The following is a 24,510-nucleotide window of genomic DNA, read 5'->3' on the forward strand; positions in this document are numbered from 1 at the left end:
CCGGCCCTCCCCACCAGCACGGAGGGCGCCTTACCCGACCTATGGGAGTCACCACCGTGACCGACGTACGTCACACCGTCAGCGTCGACGGTCCGACGGAGAGTCGCGTGCCGAGCCCTCTCTCGCCCCTGTCGATACTGTTCCGCTCCGATCTGGGCGGCCATGAGCAGGTCCTGCTGTGCCAGGACCGGGAGAGCGGGCTGAAGGCCGTCATCGCCCTCCACTCGACCGCCCTGGGCCCCGCCCTCGGCGGCACCCGCTTCCACGCCTACGGCGACGAGGAGCACCCCGAGGAAGCGGCGGTCCTCGACGCGCTCAACCTCGCCCGCGGCATGTCCTACAAGAACGCGCTGGCCGGGCTCGACCACGGTGGCGGCAAGGCCGTGATCCTCGGCGATCCCGAGGAGATCAAGTCCGAAGCGCTGCTGCTCGCCTACGGCCGTTTCGTGGCCTCTCTCGGCGGCCGGTACGTCACCGCCTGCGACGTGGGCACCTACGTCGCCGACATGGACGTGGTCGCCCGCGAGTGCCCCTGGACCACCGGCCGCTCCCCCGAGAACGGCGGCGCGGGCGACTCCTCGGTGCTGACCGCCTACGGCGTCTTCCAGGGCATGCGGGCCAGCGCCCAGGCCTCCTGGGGCGCGCCCACGCTGCGCGGCCGCCGGGTCGGCATCGCGGGCGTCGGCAAGGTCGGCCACCACCTGGTGGAGCACCTCCTCGAAGACGGCGCCGAGGTCGTCGTCACCGATGTGCGCGCCGAGTCGGTCGACCGCGTGCTGGCCCGGCACCCCCGGATCGAGGCGGTCCGGGACACCGGCGCGCTGATCCGCGCCGACCTCGACGTGTACGCGCCCTGCGCCCTCGGCGGCGCGCTGGACGACGACACGGTGCCCGCCCTGACCGCGAAGGTGGTGTGCGGCGCGGCCAACAACCAGCTCGCCCACCCGGGCGTCGAGAAGGACCTCGCCGACCGCGGGATCCTCTACGCGCCGGACTACGTGGTGAACGCGGGCGGTGTGATCCAGGTCGCGGATGAACTGCACGGGTTCGACTTCGAGCGGGCCAAGGCCAAGGCGTCAAAGATCTTTGACACAACTTTGGCCATTTTTGATCGGGCCCGGACCGACGGGATTCCGCCGGCGGCCGCCGCCGACCGTCTCGCCGAACACCGTATGGCGGAGGGCCACGACGCCGCCTGAGGTGCGCCTGAGCACTGCCTGAGCGCCGCCCGGGGGACACCTGGGCGTCGCCCGGGCGCCGCTTGAGAGACGCTCGGAGATGCTTCGACAGGCCGTGCGGGAAACGGGCGAACGCCCCTCGGAGCGGGCCGTAACGCCCCGTGCGGGGGGCCCTCGGCGAGAGATCCCTCACGGCCTGTCGGCGGGTCGGCCCCGGAGACAGGTTAAAATCGCAGCTGACCAGCGGGGACGGGGCTCCCCGCGGGTTCTGCCTCGTGGCACGTCGTGTGGGCGACGTACCGTATGGCCACAGAAGCAGGTACCGTTGAAGCCCTACGGACCGGTCTCTCCTAGGGGAGTCCGCTCCGATTCATGAACGTGAACGCGTGTCAAGACTCTGGGGCCGTCGAGCCCCGTCGTTGAGGGGGTCGAGCCATGGGGCGCGGCCGGGCCAAGGCCAAGCAGACGAAGGTCGCCCGCCAGCTGAAGTACAACAGCGGCGGGACTGACCTCTCACGCCTGGCCGAGGAGCTGGGCGCATCGCCGACGTCGAACCAGCCGCCGAATGGCGAGCCGTTCGAGGATGACGATGAGCTGGACGATGACCCGTACGCACAGTACGCGGATCTGTACAACGACGATGACGACGAAGACGACGAACGGTCGGATCCGTCCGCGCAACGTCGCCGCGCCTGAAGGTGTATCCCCGCATCCGCGGGGCTGATCCACCACATCCTTCACGGCGCTCGGCAATCGCCGCACCTCCGCCGGTCCGGGGCCACCCGCCTCGGACCGGCTTTTGTGCTGTCCGCGCACCGGGCGCGGGCGGCTCAGCTCGCGTAGTCACCGGTCAGCGTCACCGCTCCCGTGTCACCGGCCGCAGCGTCGGTGATCTCACCGCTGACCCAGGCGTGGACCCCGCGGTCCGCCAGGGTCGTGAGCGCGGCGTCCACCGACTCGCCCGGCACGACGGCCATCATGCCGACGCCCATGTTGAGGGTCTTCTCCAGCTCCAGGCGCTCCACCGAGCCGAGCCGCCCCACCAGGTCGAAGATCGGGCCGGGGGTCCAGGTCGAGCGGTCCACCTCCGCGCGCAGGCCCTCCGGGATGACCCGGGCCAGGTTGTTGGCGAGCCCGCCGCCGGTGATGTGCGAGAAGGCGTGCACCTCGGTCGTCCGGGTGAGGGCCAGGCAGTCCAGCGAGTAGATCCGGGTCGGCTCCAGCAGCTCCTCCCCCAGCGTCCGGCCCAGCTCCGGCACCTCGCGGTCCAGCGCCCAGCCGGCCCGGTCGAAGAGCACATGGCGGACGAGTGAGTACCCGTTCGAGTGAAGTCCGGACGAGGCCATGGCGATCACCGCGTCCCCCGTACGGATGCGATCCGCGCCCAGCACCTGGTCGGCCTCGACCACGCCCGTACCGGCCCCGGCGACGTCGAAGTCATCGGCGCCCAGCAGCCCCGGGTGTTCGGCGGTCTCGCCGCCGACCAGCGCGCAGCCCGCGAGGGCACAGCCCTCGGCGATGCCCTTGACGAGGGCGGCGACCCGCTCCGGGTGGACCTTGCCGACGCAGATGTAGTCGGTCATGAACAGCGGCTCGGCGCCGCACACCACGAGGTCGTCCACGACCATGCCGACCAGGTCGTGGCCGACCGTGTCGTACACGCCCATGCGGCGCGCGATGTCCACCTTGGTGCCCACACCGTCGGTCGCGGACGCCAGCAGGGGGCGGCGGTAGCGGGCGAGCGCGGAGGCGTCGAAGAGGCCCGCGAAGCCGCCGAGGCCGCCCACGACCTCGGGCCGGGTGGCCTTCTTGACCCACTCCTTCATCAGCTCGACGGCGTGGTCGCCCGCCTCGATGTCGACGCCCGCTGCGGCGTAGCTGGCACCAGTGGACTCAGACATGTCCTTGGGTTCTTTCGTTTCGGGAAGCGCGTACGAGGGCCGGGGGGCCTACGGGCGGCGGAGCGCGTCGGCACCGCCGACACCGGCGGTCAGCGTCCGCACGCCGTCGGCGTCGGCACTGCTCGGGACCGAGGTCTCCGCCTCCAGCAGATGCTTGCCCAGCAGCTCCGGGTCCGGCAGGTCCATCGGGTACTCGCCGTCGAAGCAGGCGCGGCACAGATTCGGCTTGGCGATCGTGGTCGCCTCGATCATGCCGTCCGTGGAGATGTACGCGAGGGAGTCGGCCCCCAGCGACTTGCCGATCTCCTCGGTCGACAGACCGTTGGCGATCAGCTCGGCGCGGGTCGCGAAGTCGATGCCGAAGAAGCAGGGCCACTTGATGGGCGGGCTGCTGATCCGGATGTGCACCTCGAGCGCACCGGCCTCGCGGAGCATCCGCACCAGGGCGCGCTGGGTGTTGCCGCGGACGATCGAGTCGTCCACGACCACCAGGCGCTTGCCCCGGATGACCTCCTTGAGGGGGTTCAGCTTCAGCCGGATGCCGAGCTGCCGGATGGTCTGCGACGGCTGGATGAAGGTCCGGCCGACGTAACTGTTCTTGACCAGCCCGGAGCCGTACGGAATCCCGCTCGCCTCGGCGTACCCGACGGCGGCCGGGGTGCCGGACTCCGGCGTCGCTATGACGAGGTCCGCGTCGGCCGGGGCCTCCTTGGCCAGCCGGCGGCCCATCTCGACGCGCGAGAGGTAGACGTTGCGGCCCGCGATGTCGGTGTCGGGGCGCGCCAGGTACACGTACTCGAAGACGCAGCCCTTGGGCCGGGCGTCGGCGAAGATCGTGGAGCGCAGGCCGTTCTCGTCGATCGCGACCATCTCGCCGGGCTCGATCTCCCGGATGAAGGACGCGCCCACGATGTCGAGGGCCGCCGTCTCGGACGCCACCACCCAGCCGCGCTCCAGGCGGCCGAGCACCAGCGGGCGGATGCCCTGGGGGTCCCGGGCGGCGTACAGCGTGTGCTCGTCCATGAAGCAGAGGCTGAAAGCGCCCTTGACCTTCGGCAGCACGATCGGAGCGGCCTGCTCGACGGTGAGCGCCTTGCCGTCCTCGTCGACCTGCCCCGCGAGCAGGGCGGTGACCAGGTCGGTGTCGTTGGTGGCCGCGACCTGGGTGGCCCGGCCCTTGTCTCTGGGAAGGGCCTCGACCAGTTCCGCCAGCTCGGCGGTGTTGACCAGATTCCCGTTGTGGCCCAGCGCGATCGAGCCGTGGGCGGTCGCCCGGAACGTCGGCTGCGCGTTCTCCCACACCGAGGCTCCGGTGGTGGAGTAGCGGGCATGACCGACCGCGATGTGGCCCAGCAGGGAGCCGAGGGAGGTCTCGTCGAAGACTTGCGAGACCAGGCCCATGTCCTTGAAGACGAGGATCTGGGAGCCGTTGCTCACTGCGATACCCGCGGACTCCTGACCGCGGTGCTGCAGCGCGTACAGCCCGAAATAGGTGAGTTTGGCGACCTCTTCACCCGGCGCCCAGACTCCGAAGACGCCGCAAGCGTCCTGGGGGCCCTTCTCACCGGGGAGCAGGTCGTGGCTGAGTCGTCCGTCACCACGTGGCACGACATCGAGTCTAGGCCAGTTCAGCGGTGCGTCCGAACGAGGGACCCGATGGGGGGCGTATGTCACATTTACCGAGGCCCGCTCCCGGACCCTTTCAGCGCCCGTCCGACCCGCTCTGACCTGCGATGTCTCCGTCGATCCCGAGCACGGGGAGATATCCGGAGAGGTCGGCGCGCTCACCGCTGGCCGTGACGTCCGCGGCCTCCAGCGCCTCGGCCCAGCCGATCCGTCCGGCGGCCAGCCGGACCCAGGTCAGCGGGTCCGTCTCGACGACGTTCGGCGGGGTGCCGCGGGTGTGCCGGGGCCCCTCCACGCACTGCACGACGGCGAACGGCGGGACGCGCAGCTCGACCGACCCGCCGGGCGCCTTCGCCGCGAGGGCGTCGGCCAGCACCCGGACGGCGGTGGCCAGCGCCTGGCGGTCGTACGGCACGTCCAGGCCCGTGGCCGCCGCCAGATCGTCGGTACGGACGACCAGCTCGGCGCAGCGGGCGGGCAGGGCGTCGTCCTCGTCATCCGCCGCCGGCAGCCGCGCGATCAGCTCGCGGACCGACCGGCCGCCGGTCCGGACGGGCGCCCCGAGCCGCTCCTCGTCCAGCCCGCGCACGGCGTCCCGCACGTGCCGCAGCTGCGCGGCCAGGGCGGCGCGGGTCTTGGCGGGGTCGTACGTACGGGCGCGGGCGCGGACACGGGGCGGCATGGCGCCGAGCCTACGTCCGGCGAGAGGCGAACCGCCCAAGGACATCGACAGCTTGGTGGGGCGGGCGGAGGATAGAGAAAGGGGCAAAGAGTTATCTATGGGTACGAAAGGTGTGAATGACCATGGGCGAGCACCCCGATGCCGCCGTGGTGCGCCGCGCATGCACCGCGTTCCAGCAGGGCGACCTGGACACCGTCGCCTCACTGCTGACGACGGACGTCGTCCAGCATGTGCCCGGTGACAACATGCTCTCCGGGCACCACAAGGGCCGGGACGCGTGCATGCAGCTGTACCGCACCGAATACGAGGAGACCGGCGGCACGCTGCGGGTCGACGTGGAGTCGGTGATGCCGGACGGGCGCGGTCATGTGATCTCCGGCCACCGCCTGCGCGCGGAGCGCGGCAACCGCACGCTGGACATGAAGACCGGGCTGTTCTTCACCATCGTCGGCGGGAAGATCAGCGACATCGACTACTGCGTCGAGGACATCGACGCCACCGACGACTTCTGGGGCAAGGGCTGACGCGGCCCTGAGCGTGGCCCCGCCCGCCGGGGCGGGGCCACGCGTCGGTGGGCGTGCGATCAGGCCAGCAGGGCCGGGATGGTCGCCTCGTAGGGCTCCCGCAGCTCCGCCAGCGGGATCGAGAACTGACCCTGGACGTCGATCGTCTCGCCGTCCACGACACCGATCCGGGTCGCGGGAAGCCCGCGTGCCCCGCACATGTCGTTGAAGCGGATCTCCTCGCTGCGCGGGACGGACACCACGGCCCGGCCAGCGGACTCGGAGAACAGCAGCACGAAGGGGTCCGTGCCGTCCGGGACGACGATCCGGGCGCCCTTGCCGCCGCGCAGGCACGACTCGGCCACGGCCTGGATGAGGCCGCCGTCGGACAGGTCGTGGGCCGCGTCCACCATGCCGTCGCGGGAGGCCGAGATCAGGATCTCGGCGAGCAGCCGCTCGCGATCCAGGTCCACCTTCGGCGGCAGCCCGCCGAGGTGGTCGTGGACCACCTGCGACCAGGCCGAGCCGCCGAACTCCTCGGCGGTGTCGCCCAGCAGGTAGAGCAGCTGGCCCTCCTCGGCGAACGCCATCGGCGTGCGCCGCGCGACGTCGTCGATCACGCCGAGGACGGCGACGACGGGCGTCGGGTGGATGGCGGTCTCACCGGTCTGGTTGTAGAGGGAGACGTTGCCTCCGGTGACCGGGGTGCCCAGGGTCTGGCAGCCGTCCGCCAGGCCGCGGGTGGCCTCCGCGAACTGCCACATGACCGCGGGGTCCTCCGGCGAGCCGAAGTTGAGGCAGTTGGAGATCGCGAGCGGCTTGGCGCCGGACGCGGCGACGTTGCGGTACGACTCGGCGAGGGCGAGCTGCGCGCCCGCGTACGGGTCGAGCTTCGCGTACCGGCCGTTGCCGTCGGTGGCGACGGCGACGCCGAGCCCGGTCTCCTCGTCGACCCGCACCATGCCGGAGTCCTCGGGCTGGGCGAGGATCGTGTTGCCCTGCACGAAGCGGTCGTACTGGTCGGTGACCCACGACTTGGACGCCTGGTTCGGGGAGGAGATCACGCGCAGCACCTGCTCGCGCAGCTCGTCCCCGGTGGCCGGGCGGGGCAGCTTACCCGCGTCGTCGGCCTGGAGGGTGTCCTGCCAGTCGGGGCGGGCGTACGGGCGCTCGTACACCGGGCCCTCGTGGGCGACGGTGCGCGGCGGCACGTCCACGATCTGCTCGCCGTGCCAGAAGATCTCCAGCCGCTCGCCGTCGGTGACCTCACCGATCACGGTGGCGATGACGTCCCACTTCTCGCAGATCTCCAGGAAGCGGTCGGCCTTCTCCGGCGTCACGATCGCGCACATGCGCTCCTGCGACTCGCTCATCAGGATCTCCTCGGGGGAGAGCGAGGAGTCGCGCAGCGGCACGGTGTCGAGTTCGACGCGCATGCCGCCGGAACCGGCGCTGGCCAGCTCGCTGGTGGCGCAGGAAAGACCGGCGCCGCCGAGGTCCTGGATGCCCTCGACCAGGTCTTCCTTGAAGATCTCCAGGGTGCACTCGATGAGCAGCTTCTCCTGGAACGGGTCGCCGACCTGGACGGCGGGGCGCTTCGCGGGCTTGCTGTCGTCGAAGGTCTCGGAGGCGAGCACGGAGACGCCGCCGATGCCGTCGCCGCCGGTGCGGGCGCCGTAGAGGATGACCTTGTTGCCCGTGCCGGACGCCTTGGCCAGGTGGATGTCCTCATGCTTCATGACGCCCACGCACAGGGCGTTGACCAGCGGGTTCCCCTGGTAGCAGGGGTCGAAGACGACCTCGCCGCCGATGTTGGGCAGGCCCAGGCAGTTGCCGTAGCCGCCGATGCCCGCGACGACGCCGGGCAGCACCCGCTTGGTGTCGGGGTGGTCGGCGGCGCCGAAGCGCAGCGGGTCCATGACGGCGACCGGGCGGGCGCCCATCGCGAGGATGTCGCGGACGATGCCGCCGACGCCGGTGGCCGCGCCCTGGTAGGGCTCGACGTACGAGGGGTGGTTGTGCGACTCGACCTTGAAGGTGACCGCGTACCCCTGGCCGACGTCGACCACGCCCGCGTTCTCGCCGATGCCGACGAGCAGGGCGTCGCTCTCGGGGGCCTTCTCGCCGAACTGCCGCAGATGGACCTTGCTCGACTTGTACGAGCAGTGCTCGGACCACATGACGGAGTACATGGCCAGCTCGGCGCCGGTGGGCCGGCGGCCCAGGATGGCGCGGATGCGCTCGTACTCGTCCTGCTTCAGCCCCAGGTCGGCCCAGGGCTGCGCGGTGTCCGGGGTCTGGGCGGCGTGCTTGGTGGTGTCCAGGGTCATGCGCTGACCAGCCTCTTAAGGATCGAGGTGAAGAAGCCGAGACCGTCGGTGCCACCGGTGCCGATCAGCGGCTCGACGGCGTGCTCGGGGTGCGGCATGAGGCCGACGACATTGCCCTCCGCATTGGAGATCCCGGCGATGTCGCGCAGGGAGCCGTTGGGGTTCAGCTCCTCATAGCGGAAGACGACGCGCCCCTCGGCCTCGAGTTCATCGAGGACGCGCTCGTCGGCGACATAGCGGCCGTCGATGTTCTTCAGCGGGATGCTGATCTCCTGGCCCTGCTCATACGAGCGGGTCCAGGCCGTCTCCGCGTTTTCCACCCGCAACTTCTGGTCGCGGCAGATGAAGTGCAGATGGTTGTTCCGCAGCATCGCACCGGGCAGGAGATGGGTCTCGGTGAGGACCTGGAACCCATTGCAGATGCCAAGCACCGGCATACCCGCCTTCGCCTGGGCGATGACGGTCTCCATTACCGGGGAGAAGCGGGAGATCGCTCCGGCTCGCAGATAGTCGCCGTACGAGAAGCCGCCGGGCAGGATCACCGCGTCGACCTGCTTGAGGTCCTTGTCACGGTGCCACAGCGGTACGGCTTCCAGACCGGCGATACGGACCGCGCGCTGGGTGTCGCGGTCGTCGAGGGTTCCGGGGAAAGTGACGACTCCGACGCGTGCGGTCACGACTCCGCCTTTGCGGTGGCGTCGGCCTCGGCGGCCTCGACCTTCACATCGAAGTCCTCGATCACGGTGTTGGCGAGGAAGGTTTCGGCGATCTCGTGGATACGGGCGAGGGCGGCGTCATCGACCGGACCCTCCACTTCGAGTTCGAAGCGCTTGCCCTGACGGACGTCGGCGATGCCCTCGAAACCGAGGCGGGGCAGTGCGCGCTGCACCGCCTGGCCCTGGGGGTCGAGGATCTCCGGCTTGAGCATGACGTCGACTACGACGCGTGCCACTGGCACTCCCGATGGTGTGGTGCTGGTGCGTAAGGCGGTGGCCCAAGCCTACCCCGCGGCAAAATCTACGCGAGTAGATAGCCTTTCGGGGCCGCACGCGCGCAGCATGCACGACAACCACCAGGGAAAGATCCAGCAAAAACGCATCGTCCGGATTGCGATGTGACACGCTGACGGAATTACCGGGGCTTCACAATGCAATGCTGGTCGCTGTACAAATGAAAAAGCATTGTTCGCTAACAACTGGACAGCTGACATCTTTGCACGTCAACGCAACGATGCAGCCCGAAAGGACCGATATCCGTGGCACAGCGCGTAGTAGTCACGCTCTCCGATGACATCGACGGAGGGGCTGCCGAGGAGACGGTCACGTTCGGTCTGGACGGCAAGTCGTACGAGATCGACCTCACCTCCACCAATGCGTCGAAACTTCGCGACGCCCTCGCCCCGTACGTGGAGGCCGGCCGCAAGCGGTCCCGCTCCGGCAAGACCTACCGCCGCACCTCGGTGGCACCGGACCCGGCCGCGGTGCGCGCCTGGGCCCGGTCGAACGGCATGGAGGTGCCGCCGCGCGGGCGCATCCCCAAGAAGGTCTACGAAGCCTTCAACGAGTCCCGCTGAACCACTCGTTCAGGCGGCGTTCAGCCGAGTTGCACAACACCCCGGGTGGTCCGCTAGAGTCTGGAGCACGCCGAGGGGCGAGGCCGAAAGGCCAAAACCCCGAGGAACACACCATGCGGGTGTAGCTCAGTAGTAGAGCGCCCCCTTTCCAAGGGGGAGGCGCAGTGTGCGATCCCTGTCACCCGCTCTCATCACTCTTCGTTCACCTTCGGGAGATCCGGTAGAGTGTTGCGCGCGCCGATCGGTGAAAGCCGGTCGGAGGCATGCGGACGTAGCTCAGTTGGTAGAGCGCAACCTTGCCAAGGTTGAGGTCGCGAGTTCGAACCTCGTCGTCCGCTCCATACAGGTCTGAGGCGCCGGTCGAATCGACTGGCGCCTCAGACCTTTTTGTCGCACATCCCACAACCCCGCACGGCCTGATGACATTTGTCATCGGGGCTGATGACAGCGCGCACTACAAGGCTCCCCCGGGCGGCGAAAGCCTGGAGGCATGGATGTGACAGAGAGCGCGATCGCGGTCGACGGGCTGCGGCGGAGATACGGGCCGAGCGGGGCCCGGGGGTACGACGCGGTGCGGGGCGTCACGTTCTCGGTGGCGCGCGGGGAGCTGTTCGCGCTGCTGGGCACCAATGGCGCGGGCAAGACCTCCACCGTCGAACTGCTGGAGGGGCTGGCCGCCCCGACCGGCGGCGCGGTGCGGGTCCTCGGCCACGATCCGTACCGGGAGCGGGGGAAGGTGCGGCCGCGGATCGGGATGATGCTCCAGGAGGGCGGACTGCCCTCCGAGCTGACGGTCGCCGAGACCGCGCGGATGTGGGCGGGCTGCACCAGCGGCGCCCGGCCGGTCGGGGAGAGCCTGGAGCTGGTGGGGCTGACCGGGCGGGCGGACGTACGGGTCAAGATGCTCTCCGGCGGCGAGCGGCGGCGGCTGGACCTGGCGCTCGCCCTGATCGGCCGACCCGAGGTGCTGTTCCTCGACGAGCCGACCACCGGTCTGGACGCCGAGGGCCGCCGGGACACCTGGGCGCTGGTGCGCGCCCTGCGCGACCAGGGCACCACGGTGCTGCTGACCACGCATTACCTGGAGGAGGCCGAGGCGCTGGCCGACCGGCTCGCGATCATGCACGCGGGACGGATCGCCACCTCCGGCCGGGTCGCGGACATCGTGGCCGCGCGGCCCTCCCGGCTCTCCTTCACCCTCCCCGACGGCGTCTCCCCCGGCGAGCTGCCGCCGCCCGTCGCACTGGGCGCCCTGGAGCGGGACTCGATGGGCCAGGCCGTACGGCTGCGCACCCACGACCTCCAGCACACCGCCACCGAGGTGCTGCTGTGGGCGCGGGAGCGGCGGATCGGGCTGAGCGGGCTCGACGCCCGGTCGGCCTCGCTGGAGGAGGCGTTCCTGCACATCGCGAGCACCGTCGACACGGCACAGGTCGACACGGCACAGGTCGGTACGGCACAGGGGGAAGCGCAGTGAGCACCACGACCACCATGAGAGCCCCGGACACCACGGTCACCGCGGCACCGATCACCGCGCGGCGGCGGGTGTTCGCGCTGGCCCGCGGCGAACTGACCTTGCTGGTCCGCAACAAGGCCGCGCTGACGTACGCGCTGCTGCTGCCCGGCATGCTCACGTACAGCATGAAGACGGCCGTCGACAGCGTCGACCTCAAGGGGACCGGGCTGGACGCGGGCACGATGCTGCTGCCCGGTTCGATCGGCATGGCCCTGGTCCTGGCCGTCTACATGAACCTGGTCGGCGTCTATGTGATCCGCCGTGAGGAACGGGTCCTCAAGCGGCTGCGCGCCGGGGAGCTGACCGATCCGGAGATCCTGGCCGGGGCCGCGCTCCCCGCCGTCCTGCTCGGGCTCGCCCAATGCGTGCTGCTGGTGGCCTCGGTGAGCGTGGCGCTCGATGTGTCCGCGCCGAAGGCCCCGTATCTGGCCGTCGTCGGGCTCGTGGTGGGCGTGGTGCAGATGGTGATGCTGGCCGCCGCGACCGCCGCGTTCACCAAGACCGCGGAATCCGCGCAGCTGACCCCGGTGCCGATGATGATGATCTCGATGGTGGCCTGCGGTCTGTTCGTGCCGCTGGAGGTGATGCCGGACCAGGTGGCGTCGGTGTGCGAGCGGTTGCCGCTGACCCCGGTGATCGACCTCGTACGGGCGGGCTGGACCGGCGACATGAGCGCGGGCGAGGCCCTGGGCGCCCTCGCGACGGCGCTGGCCTGGACAGTGCTGGCAGGGTGGGCCGTGCGGAAGCGGTTCCCCTGGGAACCGCGGCGCTGACGAGCGAGGGGATACGGGGTTCGTGATACGGCGATGGCGCAGGGGCACGCGGCTGACGCGGGTGGAGCTGTTCACCCGGTGGACGCTGTACGCCGTGCCGTGGTTCTTCCAGCTCGGGGCGACCGACGTGGAGAAGCTGCGGGACGCGCCACCCCCGCTGATGTGGTCGCTGCTGGCGCTGTCCGTGGCGCAGAACCTGCTCGTCCTCGTGCTGTTCCGGCGGGGGCTCGACCACTATCTGCACGGCCGCCCGGTGGGCCCGTGGGTGCCCGGGCTCGCCGGCCTCCTGGCCGCGGCGGGGCTGGCCGCCGGGTTGGGGCTCCAGGCGACCGCCGGGCCGTACGAGGCGGGGTCGGCCATCCGGTTCGTCGTGCTCAGCGTGGGGCCGTTCGCCATGGGATACGCGCTGCTGGTGCCGATCCGTACCTACTGCGCCCTGCACGCGGGGGTCGCGGCGGCGGTGGCCGTGGCGGTGGCGGTGGTCCTGCCGGGGTCCGCCGCCGCGGTGGGGGCCGTCTTCGGGGTCGCCACCACCAGTGCGCTGTCTCTGTTCACGGTCCGCTGCTCGGGGTGGATCCTGCACGTGATGTACGAAGTGGACGCCAGCCGGGAGGTGCAGGCACGGCTGGCGGTCGCGGAGGAACGGCTGCGGTTCGGCCGGGACCTGCACGATGTGATGGGCCGGAACCTGGCGGTGATCGCCCTCAAGAGCGAGCTGGCGGTACAGCTGGCCCGCCGGGAGCGGCCCGAGGCGGTGACCCAGATGGTGGAGGTGCAGCGGATCGCGCACGAGACCCAGATGGAGGTCCGGGGCGTGGTGCGCGGCTACCGGGAGGCGGATCTCCAGGTGGAGCTGGCCGGAGCGCGCTCGGTGCTGCGGGCGGCCCGCGTCGACTGCCGCATCGACTGCCCGGTCGAGGACGGCGGCGAGGCACCGCTGCCCGAGGCGGTGCGGTCCGCGCTGGGGTGGGTGGTCCGCGAGGGGACGACGAACGTGCTGCGGCACGCGGACGCCGTGCGGTGCGCGGTCCGGGTCCGGGTGCGGGCGGGGACGGCGGTGCTGGAGATGGAGAACGACGGGGCGCCCACGGGTTCCCGGACCGGAACGGGGGCCGGTACCGGGGCCGGGACCGGAGAGGGCAGCGGGCTGAAGGGGCTGCGGGAGAGGCTCGCGGCGCTCGGCGGCACGCTGGAATCCGGTCCCGGCGACGGCGCCGGGACGTACCGGCTGCGGGCCGAACTCCCGCTGGAGGGCGCCGTATGAGCGCCCTGGACGAAGCCGGGGTCATCCGGGTGCTGCTCGCCGACGACGAGCATCTGATCCGCGGCGCGCTCGCCGCGCTGCTGTCCCTGGAGGACGATCTGCAGGTGGTCGCCGAGGCCGCGTCCGGCCCGGAGGCACTGGCGATGGCGCGGGCGCACCGGCCCGATGTGGCGGTGCTGGACCTCCAGATGCCGGGCAGGGACGGGGTCGGGGTCGCGGCGGAGCTGCGGTCCGAGCTGCCGGACTGCCGGACCATGATCGTGACCAGCCATGGCAAACCGGGCCACCTCAAGCGGGCGCTGGAGGCGGGGGCGCGGGGGTTCGTACCGAAGACCGCCTCGGCGCAGCGGCTGGCCGAGATCATCCGTTCGGTGCACGGCGGCAGCCGGTACGTGGACCCCGACCTGGCCGCGGACGCGATCAGCGCGGGCGATTCCCCGCTCACCGCGCGCGAGACGGAGCTGCTGGATCTGGCGGCCGACGGGGCGTCCATCGCGGAGATCGCCCGGCGGGCGGCGCTGTCCCCGGGGACGGTCCGCAACTACCTGTCCGCGGCGGCGGCGAAGCTGCACGCCGAGAACCGCCACGCGGCGGCCCGCGCGGCGCGCGAGCGGGGGTGGCTATAGGAGAGGGATGTGGGGGTTTGTTCCGGGCGGTGGTGGCGGCGGCCGGAGGTTTGGTTATAGTAGAGGCGCACCGAACGGGAAACCGGCGGCGCGTTGCGGACGTAGCTCAGTTGGTAGAGCGCAACCTTGCCAAGGTTGAGGTCGCGAGTTCGAGCCTCGTCGTCCGCTCCAGATTGAAGGCCCCGGTCACATCGACCGGGGCCTTCGTCGTGTCTACGACCAGCTGGTGCCGGTGAGCCGCTCGTACGCCTCGACGTACTTCGACCGCGTCCGCTCCACGACCTCCGGCGGGAGCGGCGGCGGGGGCTGCTCGCCGTGGCGGTCCCAGCCGGAGGCCGGGGAGGTCAGCCAGTCGCGGACGTACTGCTTGTCGAAGGACGGCTGGGCGCGGCCCGGCTGCCAGGTGTCGGCGGGCCAGAAGCGGGACGAGTCGGGGGTCAGCACCTCGTCGGCGAGGACCAGCTCGGCGCCCTCCGCGTCCGCGGTGGTCTCCGCGTAGCCGAACTCGAACTTGGTGTCGGCGAGGATGATGCCCCGCTCGCGGGCGATGTCGCGGGCCCGGGCGTACACGGCGAGGGTGATCTGGCGCAGGTTGGCGGCGGGTTCGGCGCCGATCCGGCGGGCGACCTCCTCGTACGGCACGTTCTCGTCGTGCTCGCCGACCTCGGCCTTGGTCGCCGGGGTGAAGATCGGGGTGGGCAGCTCGGAGCCGTCGGTCAGCCCCTCGGGCAGGGCGAGGCCGCAGACCGTGCGGCTGCGCTCGTACTCGGCGAGGCCCGAGCCGGTGAGGTAGCCGCGGGCCACGGCCTCGACGGGGAGCATCCGCAGCGACCGGCACACCAGGGTGCGGCCCTGCCAGTCGGCGGGGGCGCCGGGGGGCAGCTCGGTGGACAGGACGTGGTGCGGGACCAGGTCGGCGAGCAGGTCGAACCACCACAGGGAGAGCTGGGTGAGGACCCGGCCCTTGTCGGGGATCTCGGTGGGCAGCACCCAGTCGTAGGCGGACATCCGGTCGCTGGCGACCATGACGAGTTCGCCCCGCTCGGTCCGGTAGAGGTCGCGCACCTTGCCGGTGTGCAGGTGCTCAAGCCCCGGAACCTCCACCGGTTCGGGCTTTTCGACGAATCCGGACACGCTGCCTCCTGGTGGTTCTGTCCAAGCCACCACGATTCTGCCCCACGTCCTCGATCGAGCCGCGCCGCCCCTCACGCCCGCTTGCAGATGCGGTCCAGCAGATTCGCCGTGGCCCGCTGCACCCGCTCATCCGTATGACCCGGCCGGTCCAGCGCCGGAGACCAGGCAAAAGTGCCGGAGGCGAAGACCAGGGCGCCACTGGGGGCGCGGTAGAGCGAGGTGTCCTGGTGGCGGGTGACACCCTCGCCGTCCTCGTACGGGGAGTGGGCGAGCAGGATGCGCCGCAGGTGGTCGGGGAGCGGGGTGCGCGGGAAGTAGCGGTCGGCCTCGCCCGCGACCAGCCCGAGCAGCTCGTCGCCCTCGGCCGCGCCGGTGGCCTCCCACAGCCAGTGGCCGCCGTTGCGCACGATCATCGGTCTCGGTTCGGGCACCCGGCCCGCGTACTGGATGCCGATCAGCTGCTGTTCGGGCGCCGATTCGCGCCACAGCGCGGGGCGGCCGGGGCCGCGGCGCTTGTGGCAGGTCAGCAGGCGGTCCGGGCCGGAGGGCGAGGGGGCCAGCTCGACCTGCCAGTACATGGTGTTCGCGGACAGGAACACCAGCGAGGTGCCGCTGTCCCGGGCCCGCTCGGCGGTGCGCCGCATCGCCGCCGACCAGTACTCGTCGTGGCCGGGGAAGACCAGGCCGCGGTAGCGGGTGGGGTCGACGCTTCCGGCGTGCAGATCGCGGGTCTCGGCGTAGGCCAGGTCGTAGCCGTAGCGCTCGGCCCAGCGGATGAAGTCGTACGCGTGGCCCACGTGGAGCGGGAGCCCCGCGCCCGCGTACGGCCGGTCGAAGGAGACCGTGACGGCCGCCTCGGATTCGCCGAGCAGCCGCCCCCGCTCGTCCCAGGCGTGGTAGAGGCTGGCGCCGGTGCGGCCGTCCTCCGGGTAGAGGTTGTACGCCTGCCAGGTGAAGTCGGGCAGGACCAGGAGCAGATCGGCGGGGCGGCTGTCGCGGACCGTGAACGGGATGTGGCTGCGGTAGCCGTCCACGGTGGTGAGGACGGCCACATACGCGCCGAGCTTCCAGTACGAGGGGATCTGCAGCCGCCAGGACAGCCACCAGTGGTGGCAGGAGACGGTGCGGTCGGCGGTGAGCGGCGGCGGCTGCACGATGCCGGACAGCCGTGGGCTGGTGGTGATCTTCGACGCGCCGTGGCCTCCGTAGTGGCCGATGCGGTAGATGTCCACGCTGAACTGCTGCGGCGGGTCGACCGTGATGCGGAAGTCGATGGCCTCGCCGGGGGCGGCGGCGGAGGTCGAGGCGAAGCCCTTGATCTGGCGGCGCACATCGTCGGCGGTGCGCGGGCCCGGAATCCTGACCGTGGCCCCGGGGGCGTGGGCCTGGTCCACGTACCAGGGGACCACGCGGCCCGTGTCGTCGACGTAGTTCTCACTGGTGCGCAGCCAGGGCAGCGGGCCCTGACCGAAAGGATCCGTCACCCCGTGGGCCAGCGCACCGGACTCCCAGCGCCGGATCTGGTCCGTCCCCATCCTCGTTCCCCTCCCCTGCGTGCCCCGGCGGCGTCTACCCGCCTCGCTGCCGTGCGTTCCCGTCCCGTCGGGCCGGACCTTGTGGGTCCGGTTCCGCGGGTCCGGTTCGGTGGACCGGGCCGGTGGGCCGGTCCGCTGGGCCGGGTGGCAGCGACCGTTCCCAGCACATCACATTACGCACCCACTCCGTCACCGATCGTCGTGAATTTTCCGGACGAGACCTACTGGAACCGACGAATCCGTATGGGTTCGGAAGGAGTTCGGATGAGTGGGGACGAGTTCAGACGAGCCGGACCGGCTTCTCGGGGCGGACGCCGACCTCGGCGAGCCAGCTGCGCAGCGGGGCCGCGTCGCCGTCCTCCACCAGGGTGAGCACCGGATGGGACAGATCGGCGCGGCGGCGGCCGGCCACCAGGAGCGCCGGGCCGTCGAGCCAGTCCAGGCCGGGGACCGCGCCCGCGGTGTCCACGGCGGCGCAGCAGACCATCGCGGTCACATGGTCGGCGAGCAGCTCACGGCCGGTACGGGGCGGCTGGAGCGGGAGCAGCGGCGCGAACCCGTCGATCCAGGGGTCGCCGCCCGAGCCCTCCGCCGTACAGGCCTGGCGGGCCTGTGCGGTGGCCCGGTGGGCGGCGGCCTCCTCGCGGGCCAGCTCCACGGTGAGCCGGGCCGCCAGGTCCTCGCCGAGGCCGTCGGTGCCGTCGCCTTCGGGGCCGGGGCCGGGGGCGATGGCGGTGAGCCGGTCCATGACCCGGGCCAGCGTCGGCGGTGTGGGGGTGCTCGCGGGGGTCGGCGGCGGGCCGGACGGCTCGGTGCGCTCGTCGAGGACCCGGTGGAGGCGGGCGGCCTCCTGGCGCCACTTGCGGTCCACGACCTCCTCCGGATACTGCGCCCAGTCGACCGGGGACCAGTCCGGGCCCGGTTCCGGGGGGCCGCCGTGGAAGAGCCGCGCGGCCAGCAGCGACGTGGCCTCGTCGATCAGCCCGGGCTCCTCCAGCAGGTCGCAGGCGGGTCGCTCGCTGAGCCGGGAGGCGAACCCCTCGGCGAGCCGGTCCCGGCGGGACAGCTCGGTCAGCGCGGCCACCACGCCCGCGTCCAGCCGGGACGGCCAGCGGCCCATGCGCCAGGCGGGCAGTGCGACCCGGGTCAGCAGCCGGTCCCAGCCCGCGTAGGCGAGGCCCACCTGCTCCTGGGCGACGATCCGCAGCCCGTAGTCGACGGCCTGGGCCCGCTCGGAGGCGGCCGCGGCGACCGCGCGCTCCATCTGGGCGGCGTGGTCCCGGCAGCCGCGCAGCAGCAGCCGGGCGACCCAGCCGAGGAAGGCGAGGGCGGGGCGGCGGACGGCCCGGCCCAGCGGGCCGCCGGTGCCGCCGCCGCTCACCGGGTCGTCGTCGCGGGAGGCGGCGACCGCCACGGCGGCGTCCAGCCCGCGTACGAAGCGGCGGGCGGCGGCTATGTCGGGGTGGACGGAGGGGCCGGTGCCCGCCACCACGGGCGCGAGCAGCGCGCGCAGCTCGGCGACCCGCATCCACCACAGGAACGGCGATCCGATCACCAGGACCGGCGGCTGAGGGGCACGGCGCTCCCGCCGGTCCGCCCGCGCCCGGCCCGTGACGCGGTCGTCCGCGGCGCCGGCGCCCGGTGGGCCCACGCTGTGCACCGCGCGGGACTCCCCGGGCGGGGGCCGGTCCTCGCCATCACGGCCGCCGTGCGCCGGATGGGCACGGTCCTCCAGCCAGCTGTCGCAGTCCGGGGTGAGCGCTATGGCGGACGGCGCGGGCACCTCCAGCCGCTCCGCCAGGTCGCGGACCAGCCGGTACAGATCCGGGGCCGTCTCCTCGGCGATGGGCACCGTGGGGGTCAGGGCCGGTTTCGCCCGGACGACCACCGCGGCCACCCCCGCCGCCAGCAGCAGGACCAGCAGGGCACCGCCGATCACCGCCCAGCGCAGCGCCGACCAGCCCTCGTCGTGCGAACCGCCGCCGATGCGCCCGGTGGCGCTGCCCGCCAGCAGCACGACCGCCACCGCGGCCGGAAGGAGGGCGACCGCGAGCGCGGCGCCCCTGATACGCAGTACGGCGAGGGCACGGGCGCGTGCCGCCAGTGCACCTGCTTCCGGACCTGCCACGGTTCTCATCACCCCCTACTGTCCGGCCTGTGGTTGAACAGTGGACGACGGCGGCGTTGTCTATCCCCCCACTGTGGCACCGGCCGCCCGCTCCGCAATGCCGATGGGCCAGTTGCCGCACCTCGCCTGAGCGGCACAGTAGTTGGAGGCGGGGCGTGCGTCAGCAGGATGCGGAAGCCCTCACCCGATGGAATGGCCTTGGGGAGAACCGGGAACTCCGGCCCGGGGCCCGGGCTCAGGCGCCGTCAGCACCGTCCGCGCCGACCGGGCCGCCCGCGCCCTCGGTGGCCGCCTTCGCCGCGATGTCGGTCCGGTGGTGGGAGCCGTCGAGCCCGATCCGGGACACCGCCCGGTAGACCCGCTCCCGGGCCTTGCCCAGGTCGGAGCCGGACGCGGTGACGGACAGCACCCGTCCGCCCGCGCTCACCACGTCGCCGGACGCGCTGTCCCGCTTGGTGCCCGCGTGCAGCACGTACGCCGTGGGCGCGTCCTCGGCGGCCACCTCGTCAAGACCGGTGATCGGGTCACCGGTGCGCGGGGTGCCGGGGTAGTTGTGCGAGGCGATCACGACGGTCACCGCGGCGCCGTCGCTCCAGCGCAGCGGCGGCTCTGCAGCCAGCGCACCGGTCGCGGCGGCCTTCAGCAGACCGGCGAGCGGGGTCTTCAGCCGGGCCAGCACGACCTGGGTCTCCGGGTCGCCGAAGCGCGCGTTGAACTCGATGACCCGCACCCCGCGCGAGGTGATCGCGAGCCCCGCGTACAGCAGCCCGGAGAAGGGGGTGCCGCGGCGGCGCAGCTCGTCGACGGTGGGCTGGCAGACCGTGGCCACGACCTCGTCCACCAGGGCGTGGTCGGCCCAGGGCAGCGGGGAGTAGGCACCCATGCCACCGGTGTTCGGGCCCTCGTCGCCGTCGTACGCGCGCTTGAAGTCCTGGGCTGGCTGGAGCGGTACGACGGTCTCGCCGTCGGTCACCGCGAACAGCGACACCTCGGGGCCGTCCAGGAACTCCTCGATCACCACGCGTCCGCAGGCCAGCGCGTGCTCGCGGGCGGCCGCCAGATCGCCGGTCACCACGACGCCCTTGCCCGCGGCGAGGCCGTCGTCCTTGACCACGTACGGCGGGCCGAAGGCGTCCAGGGCCTCGTCGACCTCGGCGGGGGTGGTGCAGACGTAGGCGCGGGCGGTGGGCACGTTCGCCGCCGCCATGACGTCCTTCGCGAACGCCTTCGACCCCTCCAGCCGCGCCGCCTCGGCGGACGGTCCGAAGGCCGGGATGCCCCGGGCGCGCACGGCGTCCGCGACGCCCGCGACGAGCGGCGCCTCCGGGCCGACGACGACCAGGTCCGCTTCCAGGGTGGCGGCCAGACCGGCGACGGCGGCGCCGTCGAGGGCGTCGACGGCGTGCAGCTCGGCGACCTCCGCGATCCCGGCGTTGCCGGGCGCGCAGTGCAGAGCGGTGACGTCGGGATCGAGGGAGAGGGAGCGGCACAGGGCGTGTTCGCGGGCGCCGCCGCCGATGACGAGGACCTTCACGGTAGGCACCCTACGGCCTCCCCCGTCCGGGCGGCCCCGCGCCCCCGCCCCGCCCGGCACCGCCGCGGGGGCGGGGGCGCGGCGTGGGCCGGGGTCGGGGGCGAGGCGTGTCCGGGGGGCGGGGGCGAGGCGTGTCCGGGGCGGGCGGGCACTCTTTCGGGTGAGCGGGGATGGGGCCCTATATCCGATGTCCACCACTTATGGGCGGAATACCCGTGATCGTGGCCGCGTGGCCAGCCGTTCGGCGGTAGGAATGGTCGTTGCGCATCAGCCGCGCGCCAGGTCCTATCCGGCGGATCTTCGCGGGACAGGGCCTGGGAGAAACACCACCGCAGAGGGAGTGCACGGGTGAGTCAGCCGGAGATGCAGCCCGAGGAACTCCCTCGGCAGGAGGGGGCGAGGACACGGGAGGACCTGCTCGGCCGGTCGTTCCCGCACGGCGACTGGGGGGAGCCCGCCCAGCGCCTCGACGAGCTGTACCGGTGGGTCGAGGAGGGCGCGCTGCGGGTGGGCGACTGGTATCTGGCCGACCGGCTGTGGAAGCGCCGGGCCGCCCGGGCGCTGCGGGCGGGGGCCGCGGCGGGGGCGGTGGCGGGGGTCGTACTGGCGCTGCTGGAGCTGAACGGGGTGCTGGGCGGCGGGGCCGGGTGGGGCGCGCTGGCGCTGCTGCTGGCCGTCGCGTGCGTGGGCTGCGACCGGTACTTCGGGCTGACGTCCGGCTGGATGCGGGACGTGGCCACGGCGCAGGCCGTGCAGCGGCGGCTGGAGTCGCTGCAGTTCGACTGGGCGTCGGAGAGCGTCCGGGAGGTGCTGGGTCCGACCGAGGGCACCGCGTCGGAGGCCGTGGAGCGGTGTCTCGCGGTGCTGCGGCGGTTCTGCGAGGACGTGTCGGAGCTGGTGCGGATGGAGACCGCGGGCTGGATGGTGGACTTCGGCTCGGGGTCGGCGCCGATGTTCACCCATTCGCTGTTCACCCAGTCGCTGGTGGCCCAGGGCTCCCGCCCGGACAGCGGGAGCCCCGCGCACCGCTTTCCGCTGCCGCCGGGCAGCACCCGCCCCAACATGCCGCGGCAGCGTCCTCCCGAGCCGCCCCGCTAGGACTGGGCGGCTCAGCTGAAGAGGATCATCGAGCCCTGGCCCAGGCTGCGGGTCGCGGCCGCGTGCAGCCCCAGCCAGACATGGCGTTCGCGCGCGAACGGGCTGTCCTCGTACGGTCCGGGCGTGGCCGGTTCCTCCAGGCTGGTCGGCCGGGAGGGGGGCGTGGGAGCGGCCGGGGGGTTGGCCGGGTCGATGCCGAGTGCCGGGGCGACCGCTTCCAGTTCGCGCAGCAGCCCGTGGCTGGACCCCAGCGGGCCGCCGCCCTCCATGAGTTCGTCGTTGGCCAGCGGGCTCGGGAAGTCGACGGGAACGTACGCGCCCGCGTGGTCGTAGTGCCACACCAGGTGCGACTGCTGGGCCGTGGGCTCGAACATCTCCAGCAACTGCTCGTAGTCCCCGCCGAGTTCGTCGACCGGGGTGACCGCGAGTCCGCACAGCTGCAGCAGGTAGGCGCGGCGGAGGAAGTGGAGTGCGTCGTAGTCGAATCCGGCTACCGGGGCGACGTCCCCTGACAGGCCGGGCATGTAGCCGAGGACGGGCACCGGCGGCAGACCGGCGTCACCGAGTGCCTTGTCGTAGGTTGCGATCTCGTCGGCGAAGGGATTGTCGGGGCTGTGGCACAGCACATCGACGAGGGGGACCAGCCAGAGGTCACAGGCCACGCGATCTCACTCTCGTATCCGTCGTATCCGTATGGTCGCTGGTCGGTTCAGCGTAGTGCCCCGGGTACGCGGCGCGAAGAGCGCAGACGGCAGCTCTCACCCTCAGGTGGGCGCTCAGGCGGGCGCTCGGCTGGGTGCTCGGGTGGGTGCCCGGGGTGGTGCTCAGGGGGCGTCGGTGACCAACCGCTCGATGAGCGCACGGAAGTGCGCGTTGTACGCCGCTATCAGCCGCTCGGACGCCGTGGGGTCACCGCGGGTGACGGCCGCCGTCAGTTCGCAGTGGCCCGCCCACAGTTCGCCGCGCAGGTCGGGGACCCGGCGCAGATAGGGCACGGTGAAGACCCAGGTCTGCATGCGCAGCCGCTGGAGGAAGTCGGTGATGTAGGGGTTGCCGACCAGTCCGCATATCTCGCGCCAGAAGCGCAGGTCGTAGCCGATGAGGATGTCGAGGTCTCCGCAGCGGGCGGCCCGCTCGGCGGCCTCGGCGCGGCGCCGCACCGACCCGAGGGACTGCGGGTTCATGGTGCTCAGCGTCTGCTCGACGGCATGCCGGAACAGCCCCTCGACGACCATGTTGCGGGCGTCGACCATGTGCCGGAAGTCCTTGATGGTGAACTCGTGGACCTTGAAGCCACGGTGTTCCTCGACGTCCAGCAGCCCCTGTGAGCACAGGTCGAGCAGGGCCTCGCGGACCGGGGTGGCGGAGACGCCGTAATGGTCGGCCATCTCCTTGACGGTGAACTGCCGCCCCGCCGGCAGTCTGCCCGCGAGCACCTCGTCACACAGCGCGTCGGCGATCTGCTGCCGCAGGGTGTTCCGCTTGACCGGGCTGGTGCCGGGCACGGGCATCGAGGACCGTCTCCTTCCGCGGCCGTCGTGTCATGTCATCCGGAAGCGGACGGCCCTCGCATCACGATATGCGAGGGCCGTTGCGCAAAGTACGCAGAGTCAGGTGGTGGTCTACACCGGACACCTATATGTGGCTATGAGGTGTGAAGGGGACGTGACGTCACGGTGAGGACGCGGCTACGCGGTGTGGGCGTCCGCCGCGTTCAGCGCCTCGTCCAGGATGGCCAGACCCTCCTTGGCCTCGGACTCGGTGACCGTGCACGGCGGCACCACATGCGTTCGGTTCATGTTCACGAACGGCCACAGCCCGCCGCGCTTGCAGGCGGCCGCGAAGTCGGCCATCGGCTGATTGGCGGCGCCGCTCGCGTTGTACGGGACGAGCGGTTCGCGCGTCTCCTTGTTCTTGACCAGATCGAGCGCCCAGAAGACGCCCAGACCGCGCACCTCGCCGACCGACGGGTGGCGCTCGGCGATCTCCTTCAGGGCCGGGCCGATCACGTCCTTCCCCGTAGCGGCCGCGTTCTCCACGATGCCCTCCTCCGCCATCGCGTTGATGGTGGCGACGGCGGAGGCGCAGGCGAGCGGATGCCCGGAGTAGGTGAGGCCGCCGGGGTAGGGCCGCTGGTCGAAGGTGGCGGCGATCTCGGCGGAGATGGCGACGCCACCGAGCGGCACATAGCCGGAGTTGACGCCCTTGGCGAAGGTCAGGAGGTCCGGGGTGACGCCGAAGTGGTCGGCCGCGAACCAGTGGCCGGTGCGGCCGAAGCCCGCCATGACCTCGTCCAGGATGAACACGATCCCGTACCGGTCGCAGATCTCCCGCACCCCGGCCAGATAGCCGGGCGGCGGCACCATGATCCCGGCGGTGCCGGGGATGGTCTCCAGGATGATCGCGGCGATGGTCGCGGGACCCTCGTAGGCGATGGTGTCTTCCAGGTGGCGCAGCGCGCGCTCGCACTCCTGCGCCTCGTTCTCGGCGTGGAACGGCGAGCGGTAGAGGAACGGCGCCCAGAAGTGGACGACCCCGGCCGAGGCGGTGTCGGACGGCCAGCGGCGCGGGTCACCGGTCAGGTTGATCGCGGCGGCGGTGGCGCCGTGGTACGAGCGGTAGGCGGAGAGCGCCTTGGAGCGGCCGGTGTGCAGCCGGGCCATGCGGAGCGCGTTCTCGACCGCCTCGGCGCCGCCGTTGGTGAAGAAGATCTTGTCCAGATCGCCGGGGGTGCGCTCGGCGACCAGCCGCGCCGCCTCGGACCGTACGTCCACGGCGAAGCCGGGCGCGATCGTGCACATCTTCGCCGCCTGCTCCTGGATGGCGGCGACGACCTTGGGGTGCTGGTGGCCGATGTTGGTGTTGACCAGCTGACAGCTGAAGTCGAGGTAGCGGTTGCCCTCGTAGTCCCAGAAGTACGAGCCGTCGGCGCCCGCGATCGCGAGCGGGTCGATCAGCCCCTGCGCGGACCAGGAGTGGAAGACATGCGCGCGGTCAGCGGCCTTGACGGCGGCGCCGGCGGCGGGATCGGGGGTGGGGTGCGTGGGCTGCACGGACACGTTCGCTACCTCGGATCGCTCGCGGGTCTGGGGCGCCCCCCAGCGTACGG

The 24,510-nt window shown here is 71.9% G+C and carries 22 protein-coding genes and 3 tRNA genes; 12 read left to right on the top strand and 13 right to left on the bottom strand.

Features of this window, described 5'->3' with window-relative positions:
- Positions 1–41 precede the first annotated feature (41 nt).
- Entirely contained in the window at positions 42–1,199 is a 1,158-nt protein-coding gene (locus tag ACZ6CL_RS30650) for a Leu/Phe/Val dehydrogenase (RefSeq protein ID WP_468941467.1), read from the top strand.
- Between the two features lie 414 nt (positions 1,200–1,613).
- Positions 1,614–1,874: a DUF3073 domain-containing protein gene (locus tag ACZ6CL_RS30655; RefSeq protein ID WP_468941469.1), complete on the top strand. Its 261-nt coding sequence runs from the start codon at positions 1,614–1,616 to the stop codon at positions 1,872–1,874.
- A 134-nt stretch (positions 1,875–2,008) separates the two neighbouring features.
- Here ACZ6CL_RS30655 and purM read toward each other — a convergent pair whose 3' ends face one another.
- The 3 genes from purM to ACZ6CL_RS30670 form a co-directional block, all read right to left on the bottom strand.
- Entirely contained in the window at positions 2,009–3,079 is a 1,071-nt protein-coding gene (gene purM / locus ACZ6CL_RS30660; RefSeq protein ID WP_468941471.1) for a phosphoribosylformylglycinamidine cyclo-ligase, read from the bottom strand.
- 48 nt (positions 3,080–3,127) lie between these two features.
- Positions 3,128–4,687: an amidophosphoribosyltransferase gene (gene purF / locus ACZ6CL_RS30665; RefSeq protein WP_468941474.1), complete on the bottom strand. Its 1,560-nt coding sequence runs from the start codon at positions 4,685–4,687 to the stop codon at positions 3,128–3,130.
- Between the two features lie 94 nt (positions 4,688–4,781).
- Positions 4,782–5,387, bottom strand: coding sequence for a sterol carrier family protein (locus ACZ6CL_RS30670; RefSeq protein ID WP_468941477.1), 606 nt, complete (start codon positions 5,385–5,387; stop codon positions 4,782–4,784).
- A gap of 122 nt (positions 5,388–5,509) precedes the next feature.
- Between ACZ6CL_RS30670 and ACZ6CL_RS30675 the strand changes: the two genes are divergently transcribed.
- Positions 5,510–5,911 carry a nuclear transport factor 2 family protein gene (locus ACZ6CL_RS30675; RefSeq protein ID WP_468941479.1) on the top strand — a complete coding sequence of 134 codons (402 nt, stop codon included), beginning with the start codon at positions 5,510–5,512 and terminating at the stop codon, positions 5,909–5,911.
- A 59-nt stretch (positions 5,912–5,970) separates the two neighbouring features.
- Here ACZ6CL_RS30675 and purL read toward each other — a convergent pair whose 3' ends face one another.
- The 3 genes from purL to purS are packed head-to-tail and all read right to left on the bottom strand — an operon-like array spanning position 5,971 to position 9,172.
- On the bottom strand, positions 5,971–8,220 hold the full coding sequence (gene purL, locus ACZ6CL_RS30680) for a phosphoribosylformylglycinamidine synthase subunit PurL (RefSeq protein ID WP_468941482.1): 2,250 nt from the start codon (positions 8,218–8,220) through the stop codon (positions 5,971–5,973).
- Positions 8,217–8,897: a phosphoribosylformylglycinamidine synthase subunit PurQ gene (purQ, locus tag ACZ6CL_RS30685; protein ID WP_468941485.1), complete on the bottom strand. Its 681-nt coding sequence runs from the start codon at positions 8,895–8,897 to the stop codon at positions 8,217–8,219. Before purQ ends, purL begins: the two co-directional genes overlap by 4 nt.
- The gene (gene purS, locus ACZ6CL_RS30690) at positions 8,894–9,172 is read right to left on the bottom strand and encodes a phosphoribosylformylglycinamidine synthase subunit PurS (protein WP_385444003.1); all 279 of its coding nucleotides are present in this window, start codon (positions 9,170–9,172) and stop codon (positions 8,894–8,896) included. The genes purQ and purS overlap by 4 nt, the downstream gene beginning before the upstream one ends.
- A 303-nt stretch (positions 9,173–9,475) precedes the next feature.
- On the opposite strand from purS, the gene ACZ6CL_RS30695 reads away from it, so the two are divergent.
- The 8 genes from ACZ6CL_RS30695 to ACZ6CL_RS30730 all read left to right on the top strand — a co-directional run bounded on the left by ACZ6CL_RS30695 (position 9,476) and on the right by ACZ6CL_RS30730 (position 14,143).
- Positions 9,476–9,793, top strand: coding sequence for a histone-like nucleoid-structuring protein Lsr2 (locus tag ACZ6CL_RS30695; RefSeq protein ID WP_468941488.1), 318 nt, complete (start codon positions 9,476–9,478; stop codon positions 9,791–9,793).
- Between the two features lie 115 nt (positions 9,794–9,908).
- A tRNA-Gly gene (locus ACZ6CL_RS30700) sits at positions 9,909–9,980 on the top strand.
- Between the two features lie 78 nt (positions 9,981–10,058).
- A tRNA-Gly gene (locus tag ACZ6CL_RS30705) sits at positions 10,059–10,134 on the top strand.
- 149 nt (positions 10,135–10,283) lie between these two features.
- Positions 10,284–11,270 (top strand): ABC transporter ATP-binding protein, encoded by a 987-nt coding sequence (locus ACZ6CL_RS30710; RefSeq protein ID WP_468941491.1) that lies wholly within the window; start codon positions 10,284–10,286, stop codon positions 11,268–11,270.
- Positions 11,267–12,082, top strand: a complete 816-nt coding sequence (locus ACZ6CL_RS30715) for an ABC transporter permease (RefSeq protein WP_468941493.1) — start codon at positions 11,267–11,269, stop codon at positions 12,080–12,082. Before ACZ6CL_RS30710 ends, ACZ6CL_RS30715 begins: the two co-directional genes overlap by 4 nt.
- 61 nt (positions 12,083–12,143) lie before the next feature.
- Positions 12,144–13,346 (top strand): sensor histidine kinase, encoded by a 1,203-nt coding sequence (locus ACZ6CL_RS30720; protein WP_468941496.1) that lies wholly within the window; start codon positions 12,144–12,146, stop codon positions 13,344–13,346.
- Positions 13,343–13,972 carry a response regulator gene (locus ACZ6CL_RS30725; protein WP_468941499.1) on the top strand — a complete coding sequence of 210 codons (630 nt, stop codon included), beginning with the start codon at positions 13,343–13,345 and terminating at the stop codon, positions 13,970–13,972. The genes ACZ6CL_RS30720 and ACZ6CL_RS30725 overlap by 4 nt, the downstream gene beginning before the upstream one ends.
- 95 nt (positions 13,973–14,067) lie before the next feature.
- Positions 14,068–14,143, top strand: a tRNA-Gly gene (locus ACZ6CL_RS30730).
- Positions 14,144–14,185: 42 nt separating this feature from the next.
- On the opposite strand, the gene ACZ6CL_RS30735 is transcribed toward ACZ6CL_RS30730, so the two are convergent.
- The 4 genes from ACZ6CL_RS30735 to purD all read right to left on the bottom strand — a co-directional run bounded on the left by ACZ6CL_RS30735 (position 14,186) and on the right by purD (position 20,303).
- Entirely contained in the window at positions 14,186–15,106 is a 921-nt protein-coding gene (locus tag ACZ6CL_RS30735) for a phosphoribosylaminoimidazolesuccinocarboxamide synthase (RefSeq protein WP_468941502.1), read from the bottom strand.
- A gap of 71 nt (positions 15,107–15,177) precedes the next feature.
- Entirely contained in the window at positions 15,178–16,641 is a 1,464-nt protein-coding gene (locus ACZ6CL_RS30740) for a N,N-dimethylformamidase beta subunit family domain-containing protein (protein WP_468941505.1), read from the bottom strand.
- A gap of 280 nt (positions 16,642–16,921) precedes the next feature.
- Positions 16,922–18,778 (bottom strand): hypothetical protein, encoded by a 1,857-nt coding sequence (locus ACZ6CL_RS30745; RefSeq protein WP_468941507.1) that lies wholly within the window; start codon positions 18,776–18,778, stop codon positions 16,922–16,924.
- Positions 18,779–19,004: 226 nt separating this feature from the next.
- Complete coding sequence (gene purD / locus ACZ6CL_RS30750) at positions 19,005–20,303, bottom strand: phosphoribosylamine--glycine ligase (RefSeq protein ID WP_468941613.1); 1,299 nt, start codon at positions 20,301–20,303, stop codon at positions 19,005–19,007.
- Positions 20,304–20,651: 348 nt separating this feature from the next.
- Between purD and ACZ6CL_RS30755 the strand changes: the two genes are divergently transcribed.
- A complete protein-coding gene (locus ACZ6CL_RS30755) occupies positions 20,652–21,401 on the top strand; it encodes an SLATT domain-containing protein (protein WP_468941510.1) in 750 nt (249 codons plus the stop codon).
- Positions 21,402–21,412: 11 nt separating this feature from the next.
- Here the strand turns inward: ACZ6CL_RS30755 and ACZ6CL_RS30760 are convergent, their stop codons facing one another.
- The 3 genes from ACZ6CL_RS30760 to ACZ6CL_RS30770 form a co-directional block, all read right to left on the bottom strand.
- Complete coding sequence (locus ACZ6CL_RS30760; protein ID WP_468941512.1) at positions 21,413–22,063, bottom strand: hypothetical protein; 651 nt, start codon at positions 22,061–22,063, stop codon at positions 21,413–21,415.
- 162 nt (positions 22,064–22,225) lie between these two features.
- Positions 22,226–22,912, bottom strand: coding sequence for a GntR family transcriptional regulator (locus ACZ6CL_RS30765; RefSeq protein WP_468941515.1), 687 nt, complete (start codon positions 22,910–22,912; stop codon positions 22,226–22,228).
- Between the two features lie 177 nt (positions 22,913–23,089).
- Positions 23,090–24,460, bottom strand: coding sequence for an aminotransferase class III-fold pyridoxal phosphate-dependent enzyme (locus ACZ6CL_RS30770; protein ID WP_468941517.1), 1,371 nt, complete (start codon positions 24,458–24,460; stop codon positions 23,090–23,092).
- Positions 24,461–24,510 lie beyond the last annotated feature (50 nt).

Source organism: Streptomyces sp. NPDC041200 (assembly GCF_055591805.1).